The organism is Sphingopyxis sp. RIFCSPHIGHO2_12_FULL_65_19 (assembly GCF_001830555.1).
Classification (GTDB): Bacteria; Pseudomonadota; Alphaproteobacteria; order Sphingomonadales; family Sphingomonadaceae; genus Sphingopyxis.
The window spans coordinates 62,347-84,851 of the sequence record NZ_MIAM01000041.1 but is presented as its reverse complement, the minus strand read 5'-3'; the positions used below and the strand labels follow the sequence as shown (position 1 = coordinate 84,851).

General features: G+C 63.6%; 22 protein-coding genes. 17 read left to right on the top strand and 5 right to left on the bottom strand.

Annotated features, from left to right (window positions below; all coding sequences use genetic code 11):
• Window positions 1-5: 5 nt before the first annotated feature.
• From A3E77_RS12040 to A3E77_RS12030, 3 genes are read right to left on the bottom strand one after another with little or no spacing between them, the layout of a single operon-like run.
• Complete coding sequence (locus A3E77_RS12040) at window positions 6-1,013, bottom strand: histone deacetylase family protein (RefSeq protein ID WP_293646209.1); 1,008 nt, start codon at window positions 1,011-1,013, stop codon at window positions 6-8.
• Entirely contained in the window at window positions 1,010-1,588 is a 579-nt protein-coding gene (locus A3E77_RS12035) for an FMN-binding negative transcriptional regulator (protein ID WP_293646207.1), read from the bottom strand. Before A3E77_RS12035 ends, A3E77_RS12040 begins: the two co-directional genes overlap by 4 nt.
• Window positions 1,585-2,541: an alpha/beta hydrolase gene (locus A3E77_RS12030; protein WP_293646205.1), complete on the bottom strand. Its 957-nt coding sequence runs from the start codon at window positions 2,539-2,541 to the stop codon at window positions 1,585-1,587. The genes A3E77_RS12035 and A3E77_RS12030 overlap by 4 nt, the downstream gene beginning before the upstream one ends.
• Before the next feature lie 176 nt (window positions 2,542-2,717).
• Between A3E77_RS12030 and A3E77_RS12025 the strand changes: the two genes are divergently transcribed.
• The 4 genes from A3E77_RS12025 to A3E77_RS12010 all read left to right on the top strand — a co-directional run bounded on the left by A3E77_RS12025 (window position 2,718) and on the right by A3E77_RS12010 (window position 6,014).
• Window positions 2,718-3,476 (top strand): AraC family transcriptional regulator, encoded by a 759-nt coding sequence (locus A3E77_RS12025; RefSeq protein ID WP_293646203.1) that lies wholly within the window; start codon window positions 2,718-2,720, stop codon window positions 3,474-3,476.
• 118 nt (window positions 3,477-3,594) lie between these two features.
• Window positions 3,595-4,350, top strand: coding sequence for an AraC family transcriptional regulator (locus tag A3E77_RS12020; protein ID WP_293646201.1), 756 nt, complete (start codon window positions 3,595-3,597; stop codon window positions 4,348-4,350).
• 113 nt (window positions 4,351-4,463) lie between these two features.
• Complete coding sequence (locus tag A3E77_RS12015; protein ID WP_293646199.1) at window positions 4,464-5,258, top strand: universal stress protein; 795 nt, start codon at window positions 4,464-4,466, stop codon at window positions 5,256-5,258.
• Window positions 5,259-5,324: 66 nt separating this feature from the next.
• On the top strand, window positions 5,325-6,014 hold the full coding sequence (locus A3E77_RS12010) for a Crp/Fnr family transcriptional regulator (RefSeq protein WP_293646197.1): 690 nt from the start codon (window positions 5,325-5,327) through the stop codon (window positions 6,012-6,014).
• Between the two features lie 9 nt (window positions 6,015-6,023).
• Here A3E77_RS12010 and A3E77_RS12005 read toward each other — a convergent pair whose 3' ends face one another.
• Window positions 6,024-6,695 carry an OmpW/AlkL family protein gene (locus A3E77_RS12005; RefSeq protein WP_293646195.1) on the bottom strand — a complete coding sequence of 224 codons (672 nt, stop codon included), beginning with the start codon at window positions 6,693-6,695 and terminating at the stop codon, window positions 6,024-6,026.
• A gap of 170 nt (window positions 6,696-6,865) precedes the next feature.
• Between A3E77_RS12005 and ccoN the strand changes: the two genes are divergently transcribed.
• The 9 genes from ccoN (at window position 6,866) to hemN (ending at window position 16,148) form a co-directional block, all read left to right on the top strand.
• Complete coding sequence (ccoN, locus tag A3E77_RS12000) at window positions 6,866-8,524, top strand: cytochrome-c oxidase, cbb3-type subunit I (RefSeq protein ID WP_293646193.1); 1,659 nt, start codon at window positions 6,866-6,868, stop codon at window positions 8,522-8,524.
• Window positions 8,525-8,535: 11 nt separating this feature from the next.
• Window positions 8,536-9,300, top strand: a complete 765-nt coding sequence (gene ccoO / locus A3E77_RS11995; RefSeq protein WP_293646191.1) for a cytochrome-c oxidase, cbb3-type subunit II — start codon at window positions 8,536-8,538, stop codon at window positions 9,298-9,300.
• Window positions 9,297-9,455 (top strand): cbb3-type cytochrome oxidase subunit 3, encoded by a 159-nt coding sequence (locus A3E77_RS11990; RefSeq protein ID WP_293646189.1) that lies wholly within the window; start codon window positions 9,297-9,299, stop codon window positions 9,453-9,455. The genes ccoO and A3E77_RS11990 overlap by 4 nt, the downstream gene beginning before the upstream one ends.
• Window positions 9,448-10,383, top strand: a complete 936-nt coding sequence (gene ccoP / locus A3E77_RS11985) for a cytochrome-c oxidase, cbb3-type subunit III (RefSeq protein WP_293646187.1) — start codon at window positions 9,448-9,450, stop codon at window positions 10,381-10,383. The genes A3E77_RS11990 and ccoP overlap by 8 nt, the downstream gene beginning before the upstream one ends.
• Window positions 10,370-11,827, top strand: a complete 1,458-nt coding sequence (gene ccoG / locus A3E77_RS11980) for a cytochrome c oxidase accessory protein CcoG (RefSeq protein ID WP_293646185.1) — start codon at window positions 10,370-10,372, stop codon at window positions 11,825-11,827. Before ccoP ends, ccoG begins: the two co-directional genes overlap by 14 nt.
• Window positions 11,824-12,294, top strand: a complete 471-nt coding sequence (locus A3E77_RS11975) for a FixH family protein (protein WP_293646183.1) — start codon at window positions 11,824-11,826, stop codon at window positions 12,292-12,294. Before ccoG ends, A3E77_RS11975 begins: the two co-directional genes overlap by 4 nt.
• Complete coding sequence (locus tag A3E77_RS11970; protein WP_293646181.1) at window positions 12,291-14,405, top strand: heavy metal translocating P-type ATPase; 2,115 nt, start codon at window positions 12,291-12,293, stop codon at window positions 14,403-14,405. The genes A3E77_RS11975 and A3E77_RS11970 overlap by 4 nt, the downstream gene beginning before the upstream one ends.
• Window positions 14,402-14,557, top strand: a complete 156-nt coding sequence (ccoS, locus tag A3E77_RS11965; protein WP_293646179.1) for a cbb3-type cytochrome oxidase assembly protein CcoS — start codon at window positions 14,402-14,404, stop codon at window positions 14,555-14,557. Before A3E77_RS11970 ends, ccoS begins: the two co-directional genes overlap by 4 nt.
• Before the next feature lie 286 nt (window positions 14,558-14,843).
• On the top strand, window positions 14,844-16,148 hold the full coding sequence (hemN, locus tag A3E77_RS11960; RefSeq protein ID WP_293646177.1) for an oxygen-independent coproporphyrinogen III oxidase: 1,305 nt from the start codon (window positions 14,844-14,846) through the stop codon (window positions 16,146-16,148).
• Between the two features lie 23 nt (window positions 16,149-16,171).
• Here the strand turns inward: hemN and A3E77_RS11955 are convergent, their stop codons facing one another.
• On the bottom strand, window positions 16,172-16,882 hold the full coding sequence (locus A3E77_RS11955) for a helix-turn-helix transcriptional regulator (RefSeq protein WP_293646175.1): 711 nt from the start codon (window positions 16,880-16,882) through the stop codon (window positions 16,172-16,174).
• Window positions 16,883-17,512: 630 nt separating this feature from the next.
• Here A3E77_RS11955 and A3E77_RS11950 point away from each other — a divergent pair.
• The 4 genes from A3E77_RS11950 to A3E77_RS11935 all read left to right on the top strand — a co-directional run bounded on the left by A3E77_RS11950 (window position 17,513) and on the right by A3E77_RS11935 (window position 22,485).
• On the top strand, window positions 17,513-18,034 hold the full coding sequence (locus A3E77_RS11950) for a hypothetical protein (RefSeq protein ID WP_293646173.1): 522 nt from the start codon (window positions 17,513-17,515) through the stop codon (window positions 18,032-18,034).
• A 101-nt stretch (window positions 18,035-18,135) separates the two neighbouring features.
• Window positions 18,136-18,900 (top strand): fimbrial biogenesis chaperone, encoded by a 765-nt coding sequence (locus tag A3E77_RS11945; RefSeq protein WP_293646171.1) that lies wholly within the window; start codon window positions 18,136-18,138, stop codon window positions 18,898-18,900.
• 26 nt (window positions 18,901-18,926) lie between these two features.
• A complete protein-coding gene (locus tag A3E77_RS11940) occupies window positions 18,927-21,554 on the top strand; it encodes a fimbria/pilus outer membrane usher protein (RefSeq protein ID WP_293646169.1) in 2,628 nt (875 codons plus the stop codon).
• Window positions 21,547-22,485 (top strand): hypothetical protein, encoded by a 939-nt coding sequence (locus A3E77_RS11935; RefSeq protein ID WP_293646167.1) that lies wholly within the window; start codon window positions 21,547-21,549, stop codon window positions 22,483-22,485. Before A3E77_RS11940 ends, A3E77_RS11935 begins: the two co-directional genes overlap by 8 nt.
• The last annotated feature ends 20 nt before the right edge of the window (window positions 22,486-22,505 follow it).

The following is a 22,505-nucleotide window of genomic DNA, read 5'->3' as shown; positions in this document are numbered from 1 at the left end:
ATTTATCAGAAACCCGAAAGGAACGCCGCGACATTCTTTCCGAGGTCGCCGACGGCATAGCCGCCCTCCATCACGATCAGCGTCGGCACGCCGAGGCTGGCGATACGGGCGGCCATGGCGACATAATCCTCGCGTTCCAGCGCGAAGCTCGAAATCGGGTCGCTGCTGTGCGTGTCGGCGCCGAACGAGACGATAAGGAACCGTGCGCCCCAGTCCGCCATCGCGCTGAGCGCCGCATCGAGCGCCGGGGCATAGCTTTTCCCGTCAGTGCCGCGGGGGAGGGGCAGGTTGAGCGTGCTGCCTTCGCCCGCGCCTTCGCCAATTTCGTCGGCATGGCCCCAGTAAAAGGGATAGTCGGTGCGCGGGTCGGCATGGATCGACGCGAAAAAGATATCGGGATCGCCGTAAAAGATGTCCTGTGTGCCGTTGCCGTGGTGATAATCGACGTCGAGGATCGCGACGGGGCCGAGGCCGCGCGTCTGGGCGGCGCGCGCAGCGATTGCAGCATTGTTGAGGTAGCAATAACCACCCATATAATCGCGCCCCGCGTGGTGGCCGGGCGGTCGGCATAGCGCAAAGGCGTGCGCCTCGCCGCTTGTCTGAAGATGGTCGAGGGCGGTCAGCGCGCCTTGCGCCGACCAATAGGCCGATTCCCAAGTGCCCGCGGCGATCGGTGTTCCCGCGTCATAGCTGTAAGCGCCGAGGTCGGCATCGATGCGACCAAAGGCGAGGGGACGGCGGCGGCGGATCGGGAAGGTATAACCGATGGCGTCGCCGGTGCGCCCGGCCGCCAGCCACTCGCGGTGGGCGCGTTCGAGAAAGGCGAGATAATGGGCATCGTGAACCGCAAGGAGCGGCGCCATGCCGAAATCGCGTACGCCCTCCCAATCGCTGAATTGTTTGACGATCGAGCGCGGCCGCTCGATATTTTCGGCATAGGGCACCCAATCCCCATTGTGCAGCTCGCGTAAGGGGGCATGGGCGGCCTGTCGTTCGTCGAAGAAAAGCTTCACCTTTTGGCCTGTCCTTTCATCCATCGCACGAGCGCCGGGTCACTGTGGCCGGCAACGATTTCGGCAAAACCCTGCGCGCTTTCGTCCTGCCCCAGTTTGAAGCTATGTTCGGCCGACCGTATGTGCGCACGAAAAGCGATAATCTGTTCCAGCATTCCGTCATAGCGGGTGCCGAGGCGAGCTGTCGACCAGGCGCTGCCCTCCATCTTTGCGACGAGCTGTTCGATGGCATCGCGCGTTTCGTCCTCGACGAATTCGATCTCGACGGTGAAGCGGAGCACGGCGAAGTTCCACGTCGGCGCCCAGTCGGGCTTCGATAACAGCGATGTCGGGATATAGCCCGCCGGGCCGTTGAACAGGACCAGGCCGCGCGGGTCGGCGCGGAAATCGCCGACGAGCGGATTGCGCAAGGCGCAATGGCCGAGCAGCGCGACGACGGCGCCGCTGGCGTCACGTTCGGCGAGCAGCGGCAGCGGGCTGGCATGGAAAGCGCCCGACACCAACCAGGCGAGCGGATAGTCGGCGATCAGTTGCCCGATATCGGCGGTGTCGCGCGGCTCGTAGAGGGCGGTCATGCGCCGACGATATCACGAACCCACGCTGCCTGCTCGTCGAGGGCGCGGCTCGCAAGCGGAGCGATCGATACCGCCTCGAGAAAACTGTGGGTCGCGCCGCGATAGGTGACAGCGCGGGCCGGGACGCCAGCATCCCCGAGCTTGCGTGCAAAGGCGTCGTTGCAGTCGGCAAGGATGTCGCATTCGGCGATGGCGAGAAATGCGGGGGGCAGACCGGTCAGATCGGCACGGAGCGGCGCGACCAGCGGATCGGCGAGTTGTTCGGCACTATCGACATAGGCCGCCCAAAAGGCGTCCATTTCATCCGATTCGAGCGAATAGTCGCCAGCGCCGAAGCGGGCGTAGCTTGGCGTGCGTTCAGGCGCAAAAGCCCCGTAGTTGAGCAGCATCGCAGCGGGCAGCGGGCGCCCGCGCTGGCGTTGCAACAGGCAGGTCGCAACCGACAGGTTGGCGCCCGCCGAATCCCCGCCGATCAAAACCCGGTCGGCGTCGAGGCCCAGCGCATCCGCATGTGCGTCGATCCAGTCGAGCGCCGCTGCGCATTCTTCCAGCGCTACTGGGAACTTGCTTTCGGGCGACAGGCTGTAATCGATGCCGAGGACCGCGATTCCGGCGCGCGCGGCATATTCGCGCATCAGGCGATCGTGGGTGTCGATGCTGAACAGCATCCAGCCGCCGCCGTGGATATAGAGCATGACCGGCGGTTTTTTGTCCGTAACCGGACGATGAAGCCGCAAACGGACGCCGCCCATATCCATTTCGCAGGTCTCCGCCATTATCGGGCCACCCGCACGCCACGGCGCGCGCACCGTTTCGGCGATCTGGCGACGCGTTGCCATGCTGGCCCCCGCCGGCGCGCCATGCTCGACATAGGCGGCGTTGATCGCATCGACGAAACGGCGGATGTCGGGATCGGCCATGTCGTCCTGCACGGCGCTCAAGCCCTTTGACATATTTAGCATATCCTTCCCCAAACATTCCTTGATCGCCTGATAGCTTTTACCCGGTCGCATCTATCGCCCGTTCGGGCCAATCACCGCGCCGGACAGGCCAGCGGCCGCATCGTTGCTGGTCAAGCGCGCGCCCGGCCTATATTGTGCATTTGTCTAAGACTTGCGAGGATTGGGCCATGAAGCATAGTGTCGATGTCCTGACGAATGACCGCCCGGTCATTGCGCTGCAAGATGAATATCCCGCGGGCTTCATCGATCCGATGCACAGCCATGATCATATCCAGATCCTTTACGCATCGGCAGGGGTGATGTCGGTTCGCACGCCCGAGACGAGTTTCGTGATCCCGCCGCAGCGCGCGGTATGGCTTCCCGCCGGAACGCGGCACGAGGTCGCTTGTCGCGGGCCGGTGTCGCTCCGCACATTATATCTTCCGCGCGGACGCGGCGAACATGACAAGGCATGCCGGGTTTTCGAGGTGTCGAACCTTGTCAAATCGCTAATCCTCGAAGTCGTCGATTTTCCGGCCCTTTATGACGTCAATGGGCGCGAAGGGCAGATTATCAAATTGTTGCTCGACGAAATCGGACGGATGCCCAACGCGCCCTATCAGGTGTCCATGCCGTCCAATCCGCGCCTGCTGCGTGTTTGCAACGCGATCATCGCCGACCCCTCCGACCCGCGCGATATCGACGATTGGGCCGCGCTCGCGGCGATGGGGCGGCGCACCTTCACGCGCAGTTTCAAACAGGAAACGGGGATGGGGCTCGCCGTCTGGCGGCAGCAGGTGCGACTGATGGAGGCCCTCTCCCTGTTGGCGGCCGGCGCGTCGATTACGCAGGTCACCTATGACGTCGGATATGACAGCCCCAGCGGCTTTGCCGCAATGTTCCGCCGCGCGTTCGGTGTGCCGCCGAGCCAGTATCTGAAACACTGACCGCGCGCGCCTCGTCCGGTGCGGGGCGCGGGAAGCTGGTTTTTTCTACATGTGCGATAAGGGGTTTGAGCGCGGGACTGAACCGCATATGGCGCTGGCGGATATTTCGGGTGACCACATGGATAAAAAACTTCCGCTGGGCGTCTCGCCAGAATTTACGAGTTTCGTCGGTCGCGGTCCATGCGACCGCGCGCTGTTGCCGCCCGATCCGGTCATCCTGGGGTTCGGCGACATAGGCGAGCCTGCCGTCAGCGTCCTCCAGGCACCGGACCTCGATGGTCATGCCAACGATCATCTGGTGGTGTTCGCGATCAGCGAGGCGGCCTGCCTGCGCCTGTTCGCCCTGCTGCCCAAGCCCGAGGGCCGCTGGTATCTTCCTGCCGATCTTCGCGGGCTGGGGCGCGCCGTCGTCGCGGTCGAAGGCGAAGGCGAAGTTCCCGACATCCTGCGATCGGCGCGTAGTCTGGAACTTTTGTGTCAGCTGTTTGCGGCGCTCGGCGAAGGGCGGATGGTCGAGGTCGGCGGTGCGACAACGCTCAGCGAGGATGACATCACCCGCGTCGCCGCCGCGCACCAGATCGTCAACGAGCATTGGCAGGAGCGGCTGACCGTCAGCAGCGTCGCGCGACGCTGCGGGCTGAGCAAGGAAAAGCTGACGCGGGGTTTTCGTGAGCTGTATCAGTGCAGCGTTGCCGAGGCGGTGAGCGAGCGGCGGCTCCAGCGCGCCCGCCAGTTGCTCGCGCAGAGCGACCTTTCGATCTCCAGCATCGGCTATCGTTGTGGGTATATGAGCAATGCCAGCTTTACCCGTGCCTTCGCGCGCCGTTTCGGGGTCGTTCCGACCGAAATGCGGCGGCGCGAGATGACCGCCTGACGCACCTGCCGAGCCACGTCGGCGGCTTGCCGAAAATGCGGTCTTTTGATGCCGGTCAATGACCGGCCGTCAAGGCATTGGCACCTTCCCTGTGCAACCGCAGGAGGAACGACATGCGAAATCTTTTGATCCACGCCGACGCGAGCCACGCGATGGCAGCGCGAATGGAGAGCGCATTGGCGATCGGCCGACGGCACCGCTCGCACTTGAGCTTTGTGATTGCATCGCCTTTTCAGCAGTTTATCGCGACCGATCCGTTCGGCGGCATGTATCTCGCCTCGGAACAGCTTGCGAAGGCGCAGCTGGCCGACCAGGAACTGGCCGAGCGACTGGGAGCCGAACTGGCGCACGAAGACGTGCCGTGGGACGTTGCCATTGCCGATGGCGATGTCGTGTCGGCGTTGTCGCTTGCCGCGACACTGTCGGACCTAGCCATTGTGTCGCTGGGGCGCGCCAGCACGTCGATGGTGGCGGGTGACCTTGCAATGACGGTGCCTGTGCCGGTACTCGCGATTCCCGACAACAGTGGCCCGGTCGACCTTGACGCGCCGGTAATAATCGCCTGGAACGGCAGCCCGCAGGCGGCGCACGCGCTACGCGCAGCGGTGCCGCTTATCGGTGATGCGTGCGAGGTCGTGCTGTTGACAGTGGGGCCCGACGAAGGCCGGATTCCTGCGCAAGATGCGTTGATCTATCTGTCGCGCCACGAAATCCACGCCGATTTTCGCCAGGTCGAGCGCGGCGTCGAAACCGCCGAAGAGGTGATAGAGCGCGAGGCAAAGGCCAAGGCGCCCGGGCTGATCGTCATGGGGGCTTTTGGTCGACCACGCCTGCGCGAAACGCTGTTTGGCGGTGTCACGCGCTACCTGCTTGAGGCCGCGCCTGCGCCGCTGCTGCTCGCGCACTAGGGTCGAAACCCGAGGTTTGGGGTCGTTACGCTTTTCAAACCGGCCGCCGTCCTGTAGGGCGGGCGAGTGACCGATTGTGCGACCTGCGTTGTCCGAAACCGCGCGATTTGCGCAAGCCTGAACCCTGCGGAACTTGCCGCGCTGGGCAAAATGGGGCGTCTGCAAAAGGTTCGGTCCGGGCAGACCTTATTGTGGGAAGGGGACGGCGCGCCCGTTGTCGCCAATGTTCTCGAAGGTGTGCTGAAACTGGTGGTATCGACCGCCGACGGGCGCGAACAGATCGTCGGGGTTGTTTTTCCATCGGATTTCATCGGTCGCCCGTTCGGCAAGGAAAGCCCATATAGCGTCACCGCGATGACCGACGCCGAGGTCTGCATCTTCAACCGCAATAATTTCGACGATTTTGCGAGTTCGCACCCGGACCTACAACAGAAATTGCTACGCCGCACGCTCGACGAGCTCGACCGCGCACGCCATTGGATGATGCTGCTTGGGCGCAAGTCGGCGTCGGAGAAAGTGGCATCCTTCCTGCTCGAAATGTCCGAGCGATTGTCGGGGCAGGGTTGCCAGTCGGGCGCGAGCAACGGGTTCGAGCTGCCCTTCGGGCGCCAGCAGATTGCTGATATCCTGGGCTTGACGATCGAAACGACAAGCCGCCAACTTACCAAAATGCGAGCAGACGGCGTCGTGGATTTGCCCTCGCGCCGCGAGATCGTGATCAACGACCGCGCGGCGATGGAGGATATGGCGGGATAAGGCGCCCGATCAGAAGCGAAAGGCCACCCCCGCGCTGATCACCCATGGATCAAGTTTGTGTTTCGTGCGCAGCACCTCGGTCGTCCCGGCAAACCAGCGAGCGGTCGGGCGAAGAAAATAGCGCTTCGCATCAAAAGTCACCGCCAGTCCCTTGTCGTTTACCGGGACGTCGACCCCAGCCTGGAGCGCGGCGCCGAATTTGTCGTCGATCTTTTGCCGCGTGGCGCCAAGCGCCACGGCGGTCGCGCCCGGCTTTTCGTCGATGAAGATGAAATAGCTGGGGCCGACGCCGATATAGGGCTGCACGCCGCCTTCCTTGCCGAAATGATATTTGACGGTCAGCGTTGCGGGGACGATCCGGGCATCCGACACCAGTCCCGCGCCCGCCAACGCGCCGCGTCCATCGACGTCGTGCTGCGTCACCCCGGCGATGGTTTCGAGCGAGAGTTTGTCGGTGACATAATATTCGACCGCGAGAGTCGGCACGACGTTGTCGTCGGCCTTCGTCTGGGTCCCCGCCGGTAAGCCGAGGCGGTCGGTCTTCACATCCTGGATCTTTCCGTCGGGCGCGACGAGCGTTCCGAGCAGTTTGACCTGCACGTCACCGGCCTTGGCCGCCGCCTGTCCCGGAATCGCGAGGGCGACCGCCAGCGGGAAGAGGGAGAAATATTGTTTTTTCATGGGTCTGGACTCCTTGCTTTGCACGGCCCCCCCCTGTGCCCGGTGCGACGCCGCCGCATTGATGCGGCGCAACAAATTCGTTGATCCCGGTCAATGTTTCGGCGCGCCAGTCGGCCCATGGCGGCGGTGAACCGCGCGATCAGAGGGCGCGCCAAGCAGGGACAAGCGAAATGGACGGTCTGGTAACAAGGGCGGGGGGGTGGCTGGGGTTGACCCTGCTCGCCTTGGTAATGGCCGCATTAGCGGTCGATGCACCGTTTACGGTACATATGATCATCGTGGCGCTGGCGTGCTTCGCCATGCTGTGGGCGACCGTCACGCGCGCCGATTATGGTGCCCTTGCGCGCGGAATATTGAAGATGCCCGCCGAACAGGGTGTCTATGATGACGATCCCATCCGCTGGGGCGTCGTCGCGACGCTGTTCTGGGGTATCGCGGGGATGGCTGCCGGGCTCTATATCGCACTCCAGCTTGCTTTTCCGGCGCTAAACCTCAACCTGGAATATACGACCTTCGGGCGGCTGCGCCCGCTGCACACATCGGCAGTGATCTTCGCTTTCGGCGGCAATGCGCTGATCGCGACGAGCTTCTATGTCGTGCAGCGCACCTGCCGCGCCCGGCTCGCCTTTCCCAAGCTCGCTCGCTTCGTCTTCTGGGGCTACCAGCTGTTCATCGTCCTCGCCGCCACCGGCTATCTGATGGGGGTGACCGAGGCGAAGGAATATGCCGAGCCCGAATGGTATGTCGACCTGTGGCTGACGGTCGTCTGGGTCGCGTATCTCGCGGTGTTCGTCGGTACGATCGTCAAGCGCCGCGAACCGCATATCTATGTGGCGAACTGGTTTTACCTGAGCTTCATCGTCACCATCGCGATGCTTCACATCGTCAACAATCTGTCGATGCCCGCCAGCATCTTCGGATCGAAAAGCTACGCCGCCTTCGCCGGGGTGCAGGATGCGCTGACCCAATGGTGGTACGGGCATAATGCGGTCGGGTTTTTCCTGACCGCAGGCTTCCTCGCGATGATGTATTATTTCGTGCCGAAGCAGGCCGAACGGCCGGTCTATTCCTATCGCCTGTCGATCATCCATTTCTGGTCGTTGATCTTCCTCTATATCTGGGCGGGGCCGCACCACCTTCATTACACCGCGCTGCCCGACTGGGCGCAAACGCTGGGCATGGTCTTTTCGGTGATCCTGTGGATGCCGAGCTGGGGCGGGATGATCAACGGCCTGATGACGCTGAACGGCGCGTGGGACAAGATTCGCACCGACCCGATCATCCGCATGATGGTCATGGCGCTCGCCTTTTACGGCATGAGCACTTTTGAAGGCCCGATGATGTCGATCAAATGGGTCAATTCGATGTCGCATTATACCGACTGGACGATCGGCCATGTTCATTCGGGCGCGCTCGGGTGGAACGGCATGATCACCTTTGCCTGCGTCTATTATCTGGTGCCGCGCCTGTGGGGCCGCCCGCGCCTCTATAGCCTGCGCATGGTCAACTGGCATTTCTGGCTCGCGACCGTCGGCATCGTTTTCTACGCGGCGTCGATGTGGGTGGCGGGCATCATGCAGGGGCTGATGTGGCGCGAATATGGCGCCGACGGCTACCTCGTCTACAGCTTTGCCGAAAGCGTCGCGGCGATGCACCCGATGTACCTGATCCGCGCCGCGGGCGGGGCGATGTATCTCGCCGGCTTCCTGATCATGATCGCCAATGTCTGGGCGACGCTCAGCGGTAAGGTCCGCGCCGAAAAGCCGATGACCGAAACCCCCTACAACGCCGCGGCGGACCGTCCGCTTGCGCCAGTTCCCGCCGAATAGGAGCCCGGACCATGGCCGCCAAACCCGCCAAAAAGGGCTTCAGCCACAAGAAGATCGAGCGCAACGTCACGTTGCTGGGGGCGCTCGCGCTACTGACCGTCACCATCGGTGGGATCGTCGAGATCGCGCCGCTCTTTTGGATCGACAACACGGTCGAGAAGGTAGAGGGGATGCGGCCCTATACCCCGCTCGAACTCGCGGGGCGCAACATCTATATGCGCGAGGGCTGTTATACCTGCCACAGCCAGATGATCCGTCCGTTCCGCGACGAGGTCGAACGCTATGGGCACTACAGCCTGGCCGCCGAGAGCATGTACGACCACCCGTTCCAATGGGGGTCGAAGCGGACTGGACCCGACCTGGCGCGGGTCGGCGGCCGCTATTCGGACGAATGGCACAAGGCGCATCTGATCGACCCGCGCAGCGTGGTGCCCGAATCGATTATGCCTCCCTATGCCTTCCTCGCCGAGCGCGAGCTTGAGACGGGGGACATGGCGAACGACCTTACCGCTCTCTATCGCGTCGGGGTGCCCTACACAAAAGCGGATATCGCCAAGGCCAACGACGACATCAAAGCTCAGGCCGACCCCGATGCCGGCGCCGGCGATCTGCAGAAACGCTATCCGAAGGCGCAGGTGCGCGATTTCGATGGCGATCCGGCGCGCGTGACCGAGATGGATGCGCTTATCGCCTATCTTCAGATGCTCGGCACGCTCGTCGACGTCGACAAGGCGGCACCGCAGGAACGTCCGTCCGAAACGGAGGCGGCCCGATGAGCTACAACGACCTCAGGCATTTCGCCGACAGCTGGGGCCTGCTCGCCATGGCGCTGCTGTTTCTCACCCTCATCGCCTGGCCGTTCCGGCCGAGCGCGCGCGCGCGCAACGACGAGGCCGCGAACATGATCTTCAAGGACGACGAGCATGGCTGAGCAGAAGCGTATCGACGAAGCCACCGGCACGAGCACGGTCGGTCACGAGTGGGACGGGATCGAGGAACTCGACACGCCGATGCCCCGCTGGTGGCTCTGGACCTTCTATGCGACGATCGTCTGGGGACTGGCCTACGTCGTCCTCTATCCGGCCTGGCCGATGATCGACAGCGCGACAAAAGGCGTACTCGGCTGGTCGAGCCGCGGCGATCTGGCAAAGGAAATGGCCGCCGATGCCAAGCGCCGCGCGCCGACGGTGAATGCCATCGCGGCGACCGCGATCGCGGACCTGCCCGCGAAACCCGAATTGATGCAGGCCGCGGTGCAGGGCGGCGGCGCAGCGTTCCGCGTCCATTGTGTCCAATGCCATGGCGCGGGCGGTGCAGGGGTGAGGAATCTCTATCCCAGCCTGACCGACGACGACTGGCTGTGGGGCGGGGATCTGGCCGCGATCGAATATACGGTAACGCACGGCATCAGAAATCCCGATCATAGGGCGACGCGCGCCAGCCTGATGCCCGCCTTTGGCCGCGACGGGATTCTCGATGCAGCACAGATTGGCGACGTCGTCAGCTTTGTGCGCACGATCAGCCGTCAGGAAAAGCCCGGCGCTGCCTCTGCGCGGGGTGCGTCGCTGTTCGCCGACAATTGCGCGGTCTGCCACGGTGCGGGCGGCGAGGGCGGGCGTCAGTTCGGCGCGCCGAAGCTGACCGATGCGATCTGGCTCTATGGCGGCGACCGCGACAGTCTGACCACAACGGTGAACCAGCCGCGCAACGGCGTGATGCCGCGCTGGAACAACCGGCTCGATCCGGTGACGATCAAGATGCTGTCGGCCTATGTCTACTCGCTGGGCGGCGGCGAGAAAGGACTTGCTCCTGAAACCGCAGGAGCCGTCGAGGAGCAGGGAGCCGATGGTCAGCCCTGAAGACCTTTCCGGTCAGCCCGCCCCGCTCTATGAAGCGCGGAGGGGCGTTTACCCAAAGACGGTAACCGGCCCTTTTCGCCGCTTCAAATGGGCGATCATGGCGGTGACGCTCGCGATTTATTACGGAACGCCGTGGATCCGCTGGGACCGCGGCCCCTATGCACCCGACCAGGCGGTGCTCGTCGACCTGGCGAACCGCCGTTTCTATATGTTCCAGATCGAAATCTGGCCGCACGAATTTTACTATGTCGCGGGTCTGCTCATCATGGCGGGCATTGGCCTGTTCCTCGTCACCAGCGCGGTCGGGCGCGCCTGGTGCGGCTATGCCTGTCCGCAAACGGTGTGGACCGACCTGTTCCAGCATGTCGACCGGCTAGTCGACGGCGACCGCAACGCACAGGTCCGTCTGGCGAAGGGGCCGTGGGGTTTCGAGAAAATCGCAAAGCGCACTCTTAAATATCTGATTTACCTTGTCATCGCCTTCTGGACCGGCGGCGCATGGATCATGTATTTCGCCGACGCGCCGACGCTCACGGTGGATTTCTGGACCGGACAGGCGGCGCCGATTGCTTATGGCACGGTGACCGTCTTGACCGCGACCACCTTCATCCTCGGCGGTTTCATGCGCGAGCAGGTTTGCATCTATATGTGCCCCTGGCCGCGCATCCAGACCGCGATGATGGACGAAAAATCGCTGCTGGTGACGTACAAGGACTGGCGCGGCGAGCCGCGCGGCAGCGTCAAGAAGGCACAGGCGCATCCGGGCGCCTTCGGTGACTGCGTCGACTGCAATCAATGCGTCGCGGTCTGCCCGACGGGGATCGACATTCGCAAAGGCCCGCAGATCGGCTGCATCACCTGCGCGCTCTGTATCGACGCGTGCGACGGTGTGATGAAGCAGGTCGGCCGACCGCGCGGGCTGATCGATTATTGCACGCTCGACGATGCTGCGACCGAAAAGGCAGGCGGCACGGCGCAGTCGATCCGCAAGACGCTGATGCGTCCGCGCACGCTGGTCTACTTCGGCGTCTGGATCGCGATCGGTGCTGCCATGCTCTTTTCGCTGGGACAGCGTACGCGGCTCGACCTCGCCGTGCAGCATGAACGCAGCCCGCTCTATGTTCAGCTGTCCGACGGCCATGTCCGCAACAATTACACGCTGAAGCTGCGCAACATGGAAACGCGTCCACGCCGCGTCGCGGTGACCGTCAGCGGGCTGCCGGGCGCAGCAGTGTGGACCGAAGGCGGCACGCGCGAGGGGGCCGGGCAGACGGTCATACTGACGGTCGCCCCCGACAGTGTCACGCGCCTCAAACTCTTTATCGCGGCGCCGGGTGCGGGGCCCGCGCGGCAGGATTTTGCGATCAGCACGCGCGGCCTCGACGGCGACCCGCGCGGCGACAGCGACATCATCCAGTTCGACCGGCCGGAGCCAGGACAATGAGCGACAGGCGCAAACCCAAAGCATTCACCGGCCTGCATATGACGGCGATCCTCGTCGCATTCTTCGCGGTGGTGATCGCGGTCAATTTTACGATGGCGCGCTTCGCCATTTCGACCTTTGGCGGCAAGGTGGTCGAAAACAGCTATGTCGCCAGCCAACATTATAATGAATGGCTGAAACGCGCCGCGGTGCAGGATCGGTTGGGATGGAACAAGACCGTCAGTCTTGATGCCACGCGGCGCGTCGTGCTGGCCGTCCGCAAGGACGGCCAATTGCTGCAAGGTCTCGGCGTGTCCGCGACGGTCATTCATCCGGTTGGGCGCACCGCACCCGCCGCGCTCCGTTTCGAGCCGGCGGCGGATGGCGTGCTGCGCTCCGTCGAGCCGCTGGCGTTAGGGCGCTGGCGGCTCGACCTCATCGTCCGGCACGGCTCGAACGAAGCGCGCTATCGGGAGGAGCTGCAATGAGCGTCGCCGCCTTGATCGAACGCGATTTCGCGGTTCCCGATATTCGCTGCGCCGGGTGCATCGCCAAGCTGGAACAGGGGCTGATACGCGACAAGCGCATTGCCGCCGCGCGCGTCAATTTCACTGAAAAGCGCGTTCATCTGTCATATATTGCCGACACCGACATGCCCGACCTGATCGGCGCTTTCTCGAACCTCGGGTTTGAAGCGCATCCGATCGGCGACGGGCCGGGCGAAGCCGACGCAGAGGCGGAGACGAGCCGCGAACTGCTGCGCGCGGTGGCAGTGTCAGGTTTTGCCATGATGAATATCATGCTGCTGTCGGTGTCGGTCTGGTCGGGCGCGGCAGGGGCGACGCGCGACCTGTTCCATTGGTTGTCGGCGGCGATTGCCCTGCCGACTGTCGCCTATGCCGGCCGGCCCTTTTTCCGTTCGGCGTGGCGCGCGTTGCGCCATGGCGGCACCAACATGGACGTGCCGATCAGCATCGGCGTCGCGCTCGTTTGTGCGATCAGCCTGTACGAAACCGCGACCAGCGGGCCGCACGCCTATTTCGACGGCGCAGCCATGCTGCTTTTCTTCCTGCTCTGCGGCCGCTGGCTCGACAGCGTGATGCGCGACCGCGCGCGGGGCGGGGTGACCGCGCTGCTGCGCAATATGGGGACGGGCGCGATGGTGGTCGGCGACGATGGCCGCACTCGCTGGGTCGATGCGACCGCGCTGGAGCCCGCGATGACCATGCTTGTCGCAGCGGGCGAACGACTTGCGGCCGATGGCATTGTCGTCGGAGGGGAAAGCCGGATCGACCTGTCTCTCCTGACTGGGGAGAGCGCGCCGCAACGCGTCCACGCCGATGACCGCGTCCATGCGGGGACGCTCAATCTCGACGCGCCGGTTCGCGTCCGCGTGACCGCGGCGGGCGCCGACACCACGATCGCCGACATCGCCCGACTGATGGGCGAGGCGGCGCAGGCCAAGTCGCGATACGTCCGCATCGCCGACCGCGCGGCGCGGCTTTATGCCCCCGCAGTGCATGGCCTGGCGCTGATGGCCTTCGCCGGCTGGATGGTCGCAGGAGCCGGTTGGCATCAGAGCCTGCTGATTGCGGCGGCGGTGCTGATCATCACCTGCCCGTGCGCGCTCGGCCTCGCGGTGCCGGCGGCGCAGATCGTCGCGGCAGGCGAACTGATGCGGGCGGGAGTGCTGGTCAAAGACGGCTCGGCGCTCGAGCGGCTCGCAGAAGTCGATCGCGCATTCGTCGACAAGACGGGCACATTGACGCTGGGGCGCCCCGACGCAGTCGGGCTCGACCGGCTCGATATTGGTGTGCGCTCGCTTCTCCTCGCGCTGTCGCAGGCGAGCCGCCACCCCCTCAGCGAGTCGCTCACGCGAGGCTTGCAGGCATGTGACGTACGTCCCGCCGAAGTGACCTCGCTGCGCGAGACTCCGGGTTTCGGCATCAAGGCGCTCTGGGCGGGTCGCTTGGTCGAGCTGGGGCGTCCGCAGGGTGGGGATTTTGGCGACATGATCGCGACCGAGCTGTCGGTCGATGGGCGGCCGGTCGCGACGATCCGATTTGCCGACCGGCTGCGCCCCGATGCCGCCGAAACGATCCGTGCGTTGGAAAGCGAGGGGATTGAGGTGATGATCCTTTCGGGAGATCGCGCCGAAGCGGTTATGCCGGTCGCGCGCCAACTGGGGCTCACGGCGCAGACCGGGATGAGCCCTCAGGACAAGCTGGAGGCGATCGAACGGCAGGCTGCGCTGGGGCGCAAGGTGCTGATGATCGGCGACGGCCTGAACGACGGCCCTGCGCTGGCGGCGGGTCATGCCTCAATGGCGCCGGGGTCGGCGAGCGATGTCGGCAAAAATGCCGCCGATTGCATCTTCCTCGGCGACCGGATCATGCCGGTGGTGCAGGTCGTGCGCATGGCACGGCGAACGCAGGCAATCGTGCGGCAGAATTTCGCGGCCGCGGTCGGCTATAACATGGTAGCGGTGCCGCTCGCCTTCCTCGGTTTCGTTACCCCGCTCGTCGCCGCTATCGCGATGTCGGGGTCGTCGCTGATCGTCGTCGGCAATGCGCTGCGGCTCAAACGGACGATCCGGTGAACGGGCTGATCATTCTGATCCCGATCGCGCTGGGGCTTGGCCTGTTGGGTCTCGCGGCGTTTTTCTGGTCGTTGCGCAAGGGGCAGTTCGACGATCTCGACGGCGCTGCGTGGCGGATCTTCGTCGAAGAAGAAGAGGGGAGGCGGCCATGATCGCGCGGCGATGCGTTCACATGTTGGGCGCGCTGGCGCTCGTCCAGCCGCCGCTCGCGGTCGAGGCACGGGTGCTTATAGTTGGATCATGTGGCGGAGCGCCGCACCGCATGTTGATCCCTGGAGACCCCGCAGACCCCGATCAACGCCGCGATTGCGCCAAGGCGTGCCATGCCGTCACCGAACGGCGCAGCAAGCCAGGGAGCGGAAAAAAGATATGTTGCTGACGTCCCAATGTTGATCCGGGTCAATGTCGTGGTCGGCCCGCGGACGTAGGACGCTTGGCATGTGGTCCTATCACCCCGATCTGCTCGCCCAGCCGGTGCCGCGGTACACCAGCTACCCCACCGCGATGGAATTTACCGAAGACGTGGGTTCAAATGCCTATGGGCGCGCGCTCGACGCGGTCAAGGCGGCGACGCCGATCTCGCTTTATGTCCATATCCCGTTCTGCGAGCAGATCTGCTGGTATTGCGGATGCAATACGGGTGCGGCGGGGCGCAAGCAACGGCTGGCCGAATATCTCGCTGTCTTGCGGGCGGAGATCGCCCTCGTTGCGAAACGGCTGGGCGGGCGCGGGCGGGTGGAAAGCATCGCGTTTGGCGGCGGCAGCCCCAATGCGATAGCCCCGGTCGAACTGGTGCGCCTGCTCGATCGCATACTGACCATATTCGATGCGCACCGGCCTGACGTGTCGATCGAACTCGACCCGCGGGGTTTTTCGGCGGAATGGGCGCTGGTGCTTGCGGCGGCGAATGTTACGCGCGTCAGCCTTGGCGTCCAGACCTTTGCGCCGCATGTCCAACAGGCGATTGGCCGGATTCAGCCGCTGTCGCATATCGAACGCGTTGTGGCTGCGCTGCGCCTTCGCGACATAGACGCGATCAATTTCGACCTGATGTACGGGCTGCCGGGGCAGTCGCTTGCCGACCTTGATGAAACGCTCGACGCGGTGATCCGCCTGGCGCCGAGCCGGATCGCGCTGTTCGGCTACGCGCACCTGCCGGAAATGATCCCGCGGCAGCGACGGATCAATGCTACCCATCTTCCCGACCAGCGGTTGCGTTTTGAACAGGCGGCGCTGGGATTCCGGCGGTTGACCGACGCGGGCTATATTCCCGTCGGTTTCGACCATTTCGCGCAGCCTGACGATCCCCTGGCGTTGGCCGCCCGCGCGGGCCGTGTGAACCGGAATTTTCAGGGGTTCACCGATGACAGCGCGCCCGTCTTGCTGGGTTTCGGAGCAAGCGCGATCAGCCGGTTTCCCGACCTTATGGTCCAGAACGAGAAACGCGCCGGTCCCTATCGCGACCGGGTCAACGACGGTCAGCTTGCGGCGGTGCGGGGGGTCGAAGTTCCCGCCGACCAGCAGGTGCGGGCGCGGCATATCCGCGAAATCATCTGCAACGGCCGCACCCATCTCGCGCGTTCGCAGCGCGCACGCGTTCGCGATGCCCTGCGGGATTATGAGCGGCGCGGCGTCATTGACTGGCACGAGGGCGATCTTGTGATCCGCGACAGCGGCTTGCCCTATGCCCGGCATATCGCCGCGGAATTCGACAGCCTGAGGGGGCACATCGAAAGACTTTGAACGGCGCACCGCCGCAGATTTGGCTATTGGACGCTGGCAACCCGGTGTTCGGGCGATGGCCGGCGCAGCTCGACGACGTTGGTCCGGCGCAGATTGCCCTGTTCAAAAAGGCCCGCCCGCGCGATCAGTACCGCCGCTTGCGTGCGGTTCGTCACGTTCAAACGATTGAGCAACGTGCGGACGCGAACCTTGACCGCATTGACCGTCGCGCTCTCCTTGCGGGCAATCTCCTTGTTGGAGAGGCCGAGTGCCAGATGGTGGAGCAGCTTCCATTGCGACGGCGCGAGCCCCGCGCCCATGATCTGGATGCGCTCGTCGGAGGGGGCGTGTTCGCGGCAGTCGTCGAGGCGCACTTCATGGCCGCAAGCCGACAGAGCGACGAGGTGCGACAGCGCATGGCGCGTGATGCTGAGCGGTGCGAAGGAAATCCCCGCGCGTAATTCGCGCAGCCGCGACACCAAGGTTCCGCCGCTCTGGTCGCTGAGGACGATCCACCGCGCGGTTTTCAAAAGATGGGCGTTCGCCACGTCGCGCTCCAGGTTACGCTGATCGCTGCTGGTGTCGACATAGACGACGACATCCGGATCGATGTTCAACTCGTCGCCAAGATTTGCGGAAAGATACATGCTTCCGGCGACCGTGACGCCGTCATGCCCGGCCAGCGAGTCGGTTATTGCCTCGCGCAGGAGCGTTTCCCGGCACAGCACCAGAACCGAATATACCGTATGCTTCATTGCCCTCAGCCCGATGTCGGGAGGGTGCGGCATCCAAGGTTTAGAGCCCGCAAAAACCTCCCCAAACGCCGCAACGCACGGCGTTCTTCCCTCTTGCGACCTTGATGAGAAACCCCACTACGCTTTCGCCGGTAGCGATTGATTCCTGAAGTTTTAATTACAGAAAGCTAAGTTATCTGCAAACTTTCCGCGTCACATTAACCGAGTTGCGTCAAAGCGGGACATGGAGCGGCGCTTCGGTAACGCGAAAGCGGCACTGGCGATTCATGCCGAATCTGACGGATTCCTGACGCGAATCGCCATTTTGGGCGGTGGCGACGTAAAGCAGGGCATGGCGCCGCAGCGCTAAAGCGTTGTGCCGGACTCTTAAGAGTCGCACTTAAGAACCGATGAAGATTTCGCGAACCAGGAGCGCGCATAGCGACTCCGTTGGCGCCGAATCGTTGCTCGACGGAACACGAATCGAGTCTCCTGCGCGGTGGGTTTCCTCTCACGGTGCCCGTAATTTCTGTTTCCGAGAGGCAATGCGGGGGGGGTTCTTTCCAAGAACATACCCGTAGGTGTCGTCTGGTCGATCGGCCGGGCCTCTCCAATCACCTACCCTAGTTAATGTTTGGAAAGGACTACCCAATGAAAAAAGCACTTATCCTCGCCGCGCTGCCCTTCGCCATCGCCGCCGTTCCGGCTGCCGCGCAGGTTACCCCGGACGATGAAAGCTATGCAATCGCGCTCAGCGGTTCGGTTGCCAGCAACTGCGAACTGATCCCCGAAGGTTCGGGTTCGTACAATGTCGACATGCTGAACACCGGCAACCAGGGCGCGCTCGCGATCGTCTATTCGTGCAACTCGCCCTACACGGTGTCGCTGTCGTCGCTGAATGGCGGCATGAAGAACACCACCAGCGGCGGCCTTGTGAACATCGACTATAACGTCGAAGCCAGCTTCTTCGGCTTCAGCGCGACGTCGACGAACTCGGCAGCGATGCAGGGCAGCCCTGTCACGATCGTCACCAACAATGACTGGCAGAACATTCTGCTCAACGGCGGCGCTCGTTCGGGCAACCTCGATCTCAGCTTCGACAACCCCGGCGAATATGCGGTTGCCGGTGACTATTCGGACACGCTGACCATCACGCTGGCAGCGCAACTCTAAGCTTCGGCTTTCACGCGGAAGGGCCGGACGATGCGCTGCATCCTCCGGCCCTTTCCATATTCCGCCCGGCACTTTATGGCACGGGCGGGGAGGGTTTCATCGTGAACAAATATCTGCTCGCTGCTTTTGCGGGATGTGCGGTCGTTGCCGCTGCGGCACCGTCGCTGCTCGGCGCCTATGACCTGAAACCGATCGTGGTGCAGTTGACGCCCAGCGGCGCAGGCGCTGCGCAGCAGATGACGATCACCAATTCGCACAAGGTGCCGATCGCAATCGAGGTCAAGGCGTTCCGGCGCGAACAATTGCCCGACGGCAGCGACAAGCTAACCGCCGAAAATGACGACATCATCATTTCGCCGCCGCAGATGGTCATCCAGCCGGGATCGAGCCAGGCGTTCAAGGTGCGCTGGATCGGCGATCCGAAGCCGACGCGCGAACAGGCCTTTCGTATCGTCACGACCCAGCTGCCGATCAACTTCAAATCGCAGCAGCAGGGCGAAGTTAACGCCAAGGTCAATCTGACCTATAAATATGAAGCCGCGCTATATGTCGTGCCGGCGGGCAGTGCGCCGTCGGCGACGCTGAGCGGTGCCGCGCCGGTCAAGGACGACAAGGGCGTGACCTGGCTGGAACTGACGATCAAGAATGACGGCAATGCGCGCGCTTTGCTCGACAAGCCCGCGATCACGCTGCGCTCCGCGGCGGGCGGCACCGAAAAGATAATTTCCGGCGCTTCGGCAGGTCCGCTTCAAAATTTCAACGTCCTTGCGGGCAGCGAGCGCAAGATCCGGCTGCCCTGGCCCGAAGGTCTGCCCGACGGTCCGCTGACCGGAACGCTCAAGACCGACTATACCGTGCTAAAATAGTCGGTCGTAGAGCCGGGCTGTCCCATTTGCGTTCCGCATCCAGACCTCGCCTGCTCTTCAATGCGTCGCTTCTGGCGCTGCTTGCGTTCGCCGCCGGAGGCGCCTGGGCCCAGACCCCCGCCGCACCGATCCAACCGCGCGCCGACGCCGACGAAAATGCACCAGCATCACCTCCCGACGCGGCGTCAGGCGATGTCGCGGACGATGCCTCTCCCGACGATATATTCAAACAGGTGTTCGGCCGTGCGCGGCCCGCGATCAGCGCCGGCGACTACGCCGCCCAGATCGAAAATATCTATGTCGGCGATTATCTGATCAAGCCGACAGGTGCGGGCGAGGGAAGCGTCAGTGCGCGGTTCGTGCGCGATATACTGGCCCCGACGCTGGTGGCCGGGTTGGAAGAGCAGGTCGCAGCCCTCGCCAATGGCCGCGATGACGTGCCCTTTTCCGATATCCGGGGATTTGGCATCGAGGTCGAGTTCGACGAAGCAAATCTGGTCCTGGCGGTGCGCATACCGGCGCAGATGCGGGACGTGTCCGATCTGGTCATCCGGTCTGTTCGGAAGCAGGCGAACCTGGAACGCGTCAAGCAGAGCAGCATTTCAGCCTATGTGTCGGCGCGCATCGGGATGACCTATATCGAAGATATGCCGGGGCCCGGCGAAGGGCTTTACCGCACCGCCGCCGATATCGACCTGGCCGCCAATCTGCACGGGCTGGTTGCGGAGGCCGAGCTTCGTTACGATGACCGGAGCAACAGGCGGCTGCGCCGCGGCGACGTGCGCCTGACCTATGACGATCGCGCCTCGCTCATCCGCTATGAACTGGGCGACCTTACCATCGGGCGCCGTCCGTTCCAGCTTGCACCGCGGATCGCCGGTGCGTCGATGTACCGAAAATATTCGATCAATCCCTATCTCAACATCCGCCCCGTGCCCGAACAGGAATTCCAGCTTGAACGGCCCGCGCGGGTCGATGTGCTGGTCAACGGCATCCCGTCGCGGACCTTCAACCTGTCGAGCGGACGGTATCGGCTGCGCGATTTTCCGCTGGTATCGTCGGCGGCCAACGACGTCGAACTGATCATCACCTATGACAGCGGCGAGACCGAGCGCCTGTCGTTTCCGGCCTTTTTCGACATCGACCTGCTGAACCCCGGGCTGCTGGACTTTGCGATCAACGTCGGCGTGCCGTTTCGCGACGAGGATGGCGTGCGCCGCTATGATACCGGAAATTACAACGGCACCGGCTATCTTCGATATGGCGTCAACAAGTCGCTCACCCTCGGCATCAATTGGGAGGGCGACAAGAATTTCTCCAACCTCGGTGGCGAGGTCCTGTGGGCGACGGGCGTGGGCACATTTGCGGTCAACGCTGCGGTCGATGCGCTCAATCCGAAAGCTACCGCCGGCCGGGCCAGCCTGCAATATCGCTGGCGCGATACCGATGCGACGCGCGACCTGACCGTCGATGGCGTCCTGCTTCTGACCGGAAAAGACTATCGGTCGCTCAATTCGATTTTGGGCGGGGAGTTGATTTCGATGCAAGCGCGTCTGCGCGCCGGGATGCGCCTCAGCGAACCTGCTCGCGTTCAGATCTATGGTTCGTTCGAGCGGTTCCGCGGATTCGGCAAAGGCTATGCCGTCGGCGTCAATTATTCGCACCGATTCCGGTTCGGAAACTTTTCTGCCAGCCTTGAATATCGGAGCACTCCCGAAGATCGCGGGCCGGCCTTCAACATCGGGTTGCTCATCCCGTTCGGCCGCTCGTCGGTGAATGCGACGTTCGACAGCAACGACAATAATGCGCGCCTGAATTATTCGCGAACAGGAACGAGCGGTATCGGTTCGCTCAGCACCAGCGCCGCGATCGAGCGCCGCGATGGGGCCGACCGCGTGTCGGGCCGCGTCGCCTATGTCGACAATCGCTTCGAGGCCACGTTCGAGCAGATCGCCCGCAACTATTTCACCGACAAGGACAGCCGCGACCTTCGCAGCGAATTTACCTTCGGCACTGCGCTGGTCATGGCGGACGGCCATTTTGCGCTCAGCCGCCCGGTCAGCAACGGTTTCGCCATTTTCGATCCCGACAAGGCGGCGGGCGGACTCCAGCTGATGGTCGAACCGCGCGTCGGTTTCGGTTCGACCGATGTCCAATATACGGCGCGCAGCGGCGCGCTTGGCCCAGCGGTGGTGAGCACGCTTGCGCCCTATTTCAATCGCGGCATCCAGGTCGATGCGCCCGATGCGCCCGTCGGCAATTCATTGGGTGGGCAGGTTTTCATGCTAACCCCCGGGTATCGCGCTGGTTATTACATCCCGGTCGGAAGCGAGAATAATGTGTCGATCGTCGGCAATCTCGCCGACCGCGACGGCGATCCCATATCCTACGCGTCGGGCGAGGCGACGGTGATCGGCGCGGACGGAAAGCCGGGCGGTCCTCCGATCCAGCTGTTTACGAACGAGACGGGACGCTTTTTCGTCGAGGGTGTCGAAGCCGGGCGCGGCTATGCCGTCGATCTGCAAGTCGGCGGCCAGCGGGTCAGCACCCGGATCGACGTTCCCGACGATGCCGACGGCCTCTTCCGCCTCGGCGCTCCGGTAAAACTCGAAATCGACGCCCCCGCGCCAGCCAAGGAGAATGGCGATGAATAGCAAGATCCAGGCATTGGGTTTTTCGTTTCTTTTGGCCGCTGCATCTACGCCTGTTGCAGCGCAGGAGGATATCGACCCCAACGGCGGCCCGTGCCGCATCGAGCTGCAACTGGCATCCTCGGTCGACTGGTTGGGGCCGCTTGGCCGCGGGTATGAAGTGTTCGCGGGGGGCGAATCCTATGAAACCGTCGCGGTCGAAATGCGGCATAGCGGCGCGGCGTGTCGCTATGCGCTGACCGGCAGCGCGGCATCGGGTTCGGCCACGCCGCAATTGACCAGCGGGGCCAGCAGCCTCGGTTTCGACATTCTTTCCACGACCAATGGCCCGTCGCTGTTGAGCCCGGATTATTTCGGCACGCAGACTTCGCGGATCGAGGGGCAGTTCGCGGCGGGATCGAGCGTTCAGTTGGTGCCGCTGCTCGTCGCGATTCCCGCGGGCCAGTTTGTCCGCAGCGGAACCTATCAGGGCCAGGCCTTGCTGCGCGTGTTCACGGCCGAGGAGGGCAGCGAACGCCTGCAGGCGGAAGTTCCGCTGACGATTGCGACCCGCGTCGCTTCGGGTCTGGAAATACGGTCGCCCGATTTCGGCCCCGGGCTGCGCGAAACCAGCATCGACCTGGGCGACATCAGCGGCGCCGCCGAGCGCGAGATCGACTTTACGGTGCGCGCCAACGCCGACGTCAATGTCAGCTTTCGGTCGCAGAATGGGGGCCGCCTTGCCCATGCGCACGGCGCGCCGGGCATCGCCTATCAGTTGAACGTCCGCGGGATTGCGGTCGATCCCTCGGCCGGGAATGCCATCCCCATGCCGTTCCGCGAAGATGGCGCGGAGCATGATGTGCCGATCCGGATCGAGATTCCCGATAGCGCGACTGGCCGTGCCGCGGGCTATTACCGCGACACATTGCTGGTCACTTTCACGGTGCCCTGAACGCCGGCGTTCGCGCCGTT

Bases quoted from the DNA above. Each gene is read 5' to 3' on its own strand.
- A3E77_RS11970 (WP_293646181.1), top strand. From the start codon at position 12,291: ATGAGCGTCGCCGCCTTGATCGAACGCGATTTCGCGGTTCCCGATATT.
- A3E77_RS12035 (WP_293646207.1), bottom strand. From the start codon at position 1,588: ATGACCGCCCTCTACGAGCCGCGCGACACCGCCGATATCGGGCAACTG.
- ccoG (WP_293646185.1), top strand. From the start codon at position 10,370: ATGGTCAGCCCTGAAGACCTTTCCGGTCAGCCCGCCCCGCTCTATGAA.
- A3E77_RS12015 (WP_293646199.1), top strand. From the start codon at position 4,464: ATGCGAAATCTTTTGATCCACGCCGACGCGAGCCACGCGATGGCAGCG.
- A3E77_RS11935 (WP_293646167.1), top strand. From the start codon at position 21,547: ATGAATAGCAAGATCCAGGCATTGGGTTTTTCGTTTCTTTTGGCCGCT.
- ccoP (WP_293646187.1), top strand. From the start codon at position 9,448: ATGGCTGAGCAGAAGCGTATCGACGAAGCCACCGGCACGAGCACGGTC.
- hemN (WP_293646177.1), top strand. From the start codon at position 14,844: ATGTGGTCCTATCACCCCGATCTGCTCGCCCAGCCGGTGCCGCGGTAC.
- A3E77_RS12005 (WP_293646195.1), bottom strand. From the start codon at position 6,695: ATGAAAAAACAATATTTCTCCCTCTTCCCGCTGGCGGTCGCCCTCGCG.
- A3E77_RS12025 (WP_293646203.1), top strand. From the start codon at position 2,718: ATGAAGCATAGTGTCGATGTCCTGACGAATGACCGCCCGGTCATTGCG.
- ccoO (WP_293646191.1), top strand. From the start codon at position 8,536: ATGGCCGCCAAACCCGCCAAAAAGGGCTTCAGCCACAAGAAGATCGAG.
- A3E77_RS11950 (WP_293646173.1), top strand. From the start codon at position 17,513: ATGAAAAAAGCACTTATCCTCGCCGCGCTGCCCTTCGCCATCGCCGCC.
- ccoN (WP_293646193.1), top strand. From the start codon at position 6,866: ATGGACGGTCTGGTAACAAGGGCGGGGGGGTGGCTGGGGTTGACCCTG.
- A3E77_RS11990 (WP_293646189.1), top strand. From the start codon at position 9,297: ATGAGCTACAACGACCTCAGGCATTTCGCCGACAGCTGGGGCCTGCTC.
- A3E77_RS11955 (WP_293646175.1), bottom strand. From the start codon at position 16,882: ATGAAGCATACGGTATATTCGGTTCTGGTGCTGTGCCGGGAAACGCTC.
- A3E77_RS11975 (WP_293646183.1), top strand. From the start codon at position 11,824: ATGAGCGACAGGCGCAAACCCAAAGCATTCACCGGCCTGCATATGACG.
- A3E77_RS12030 (WP_293646205.1), bottom strand. From the start codon at position 2,541: ATGTCAAAGGGCTTGAGCGCCGTGCAGGACGACATGGCCGATCCCGAC.
- A3E77_RS12020 (WP_293646201.1), top strand. From the start codon at position 3,595: ATGGATAAAAAACTTCCGCTGGGCGTCTCGCCAGAATTTACGAGTTTC.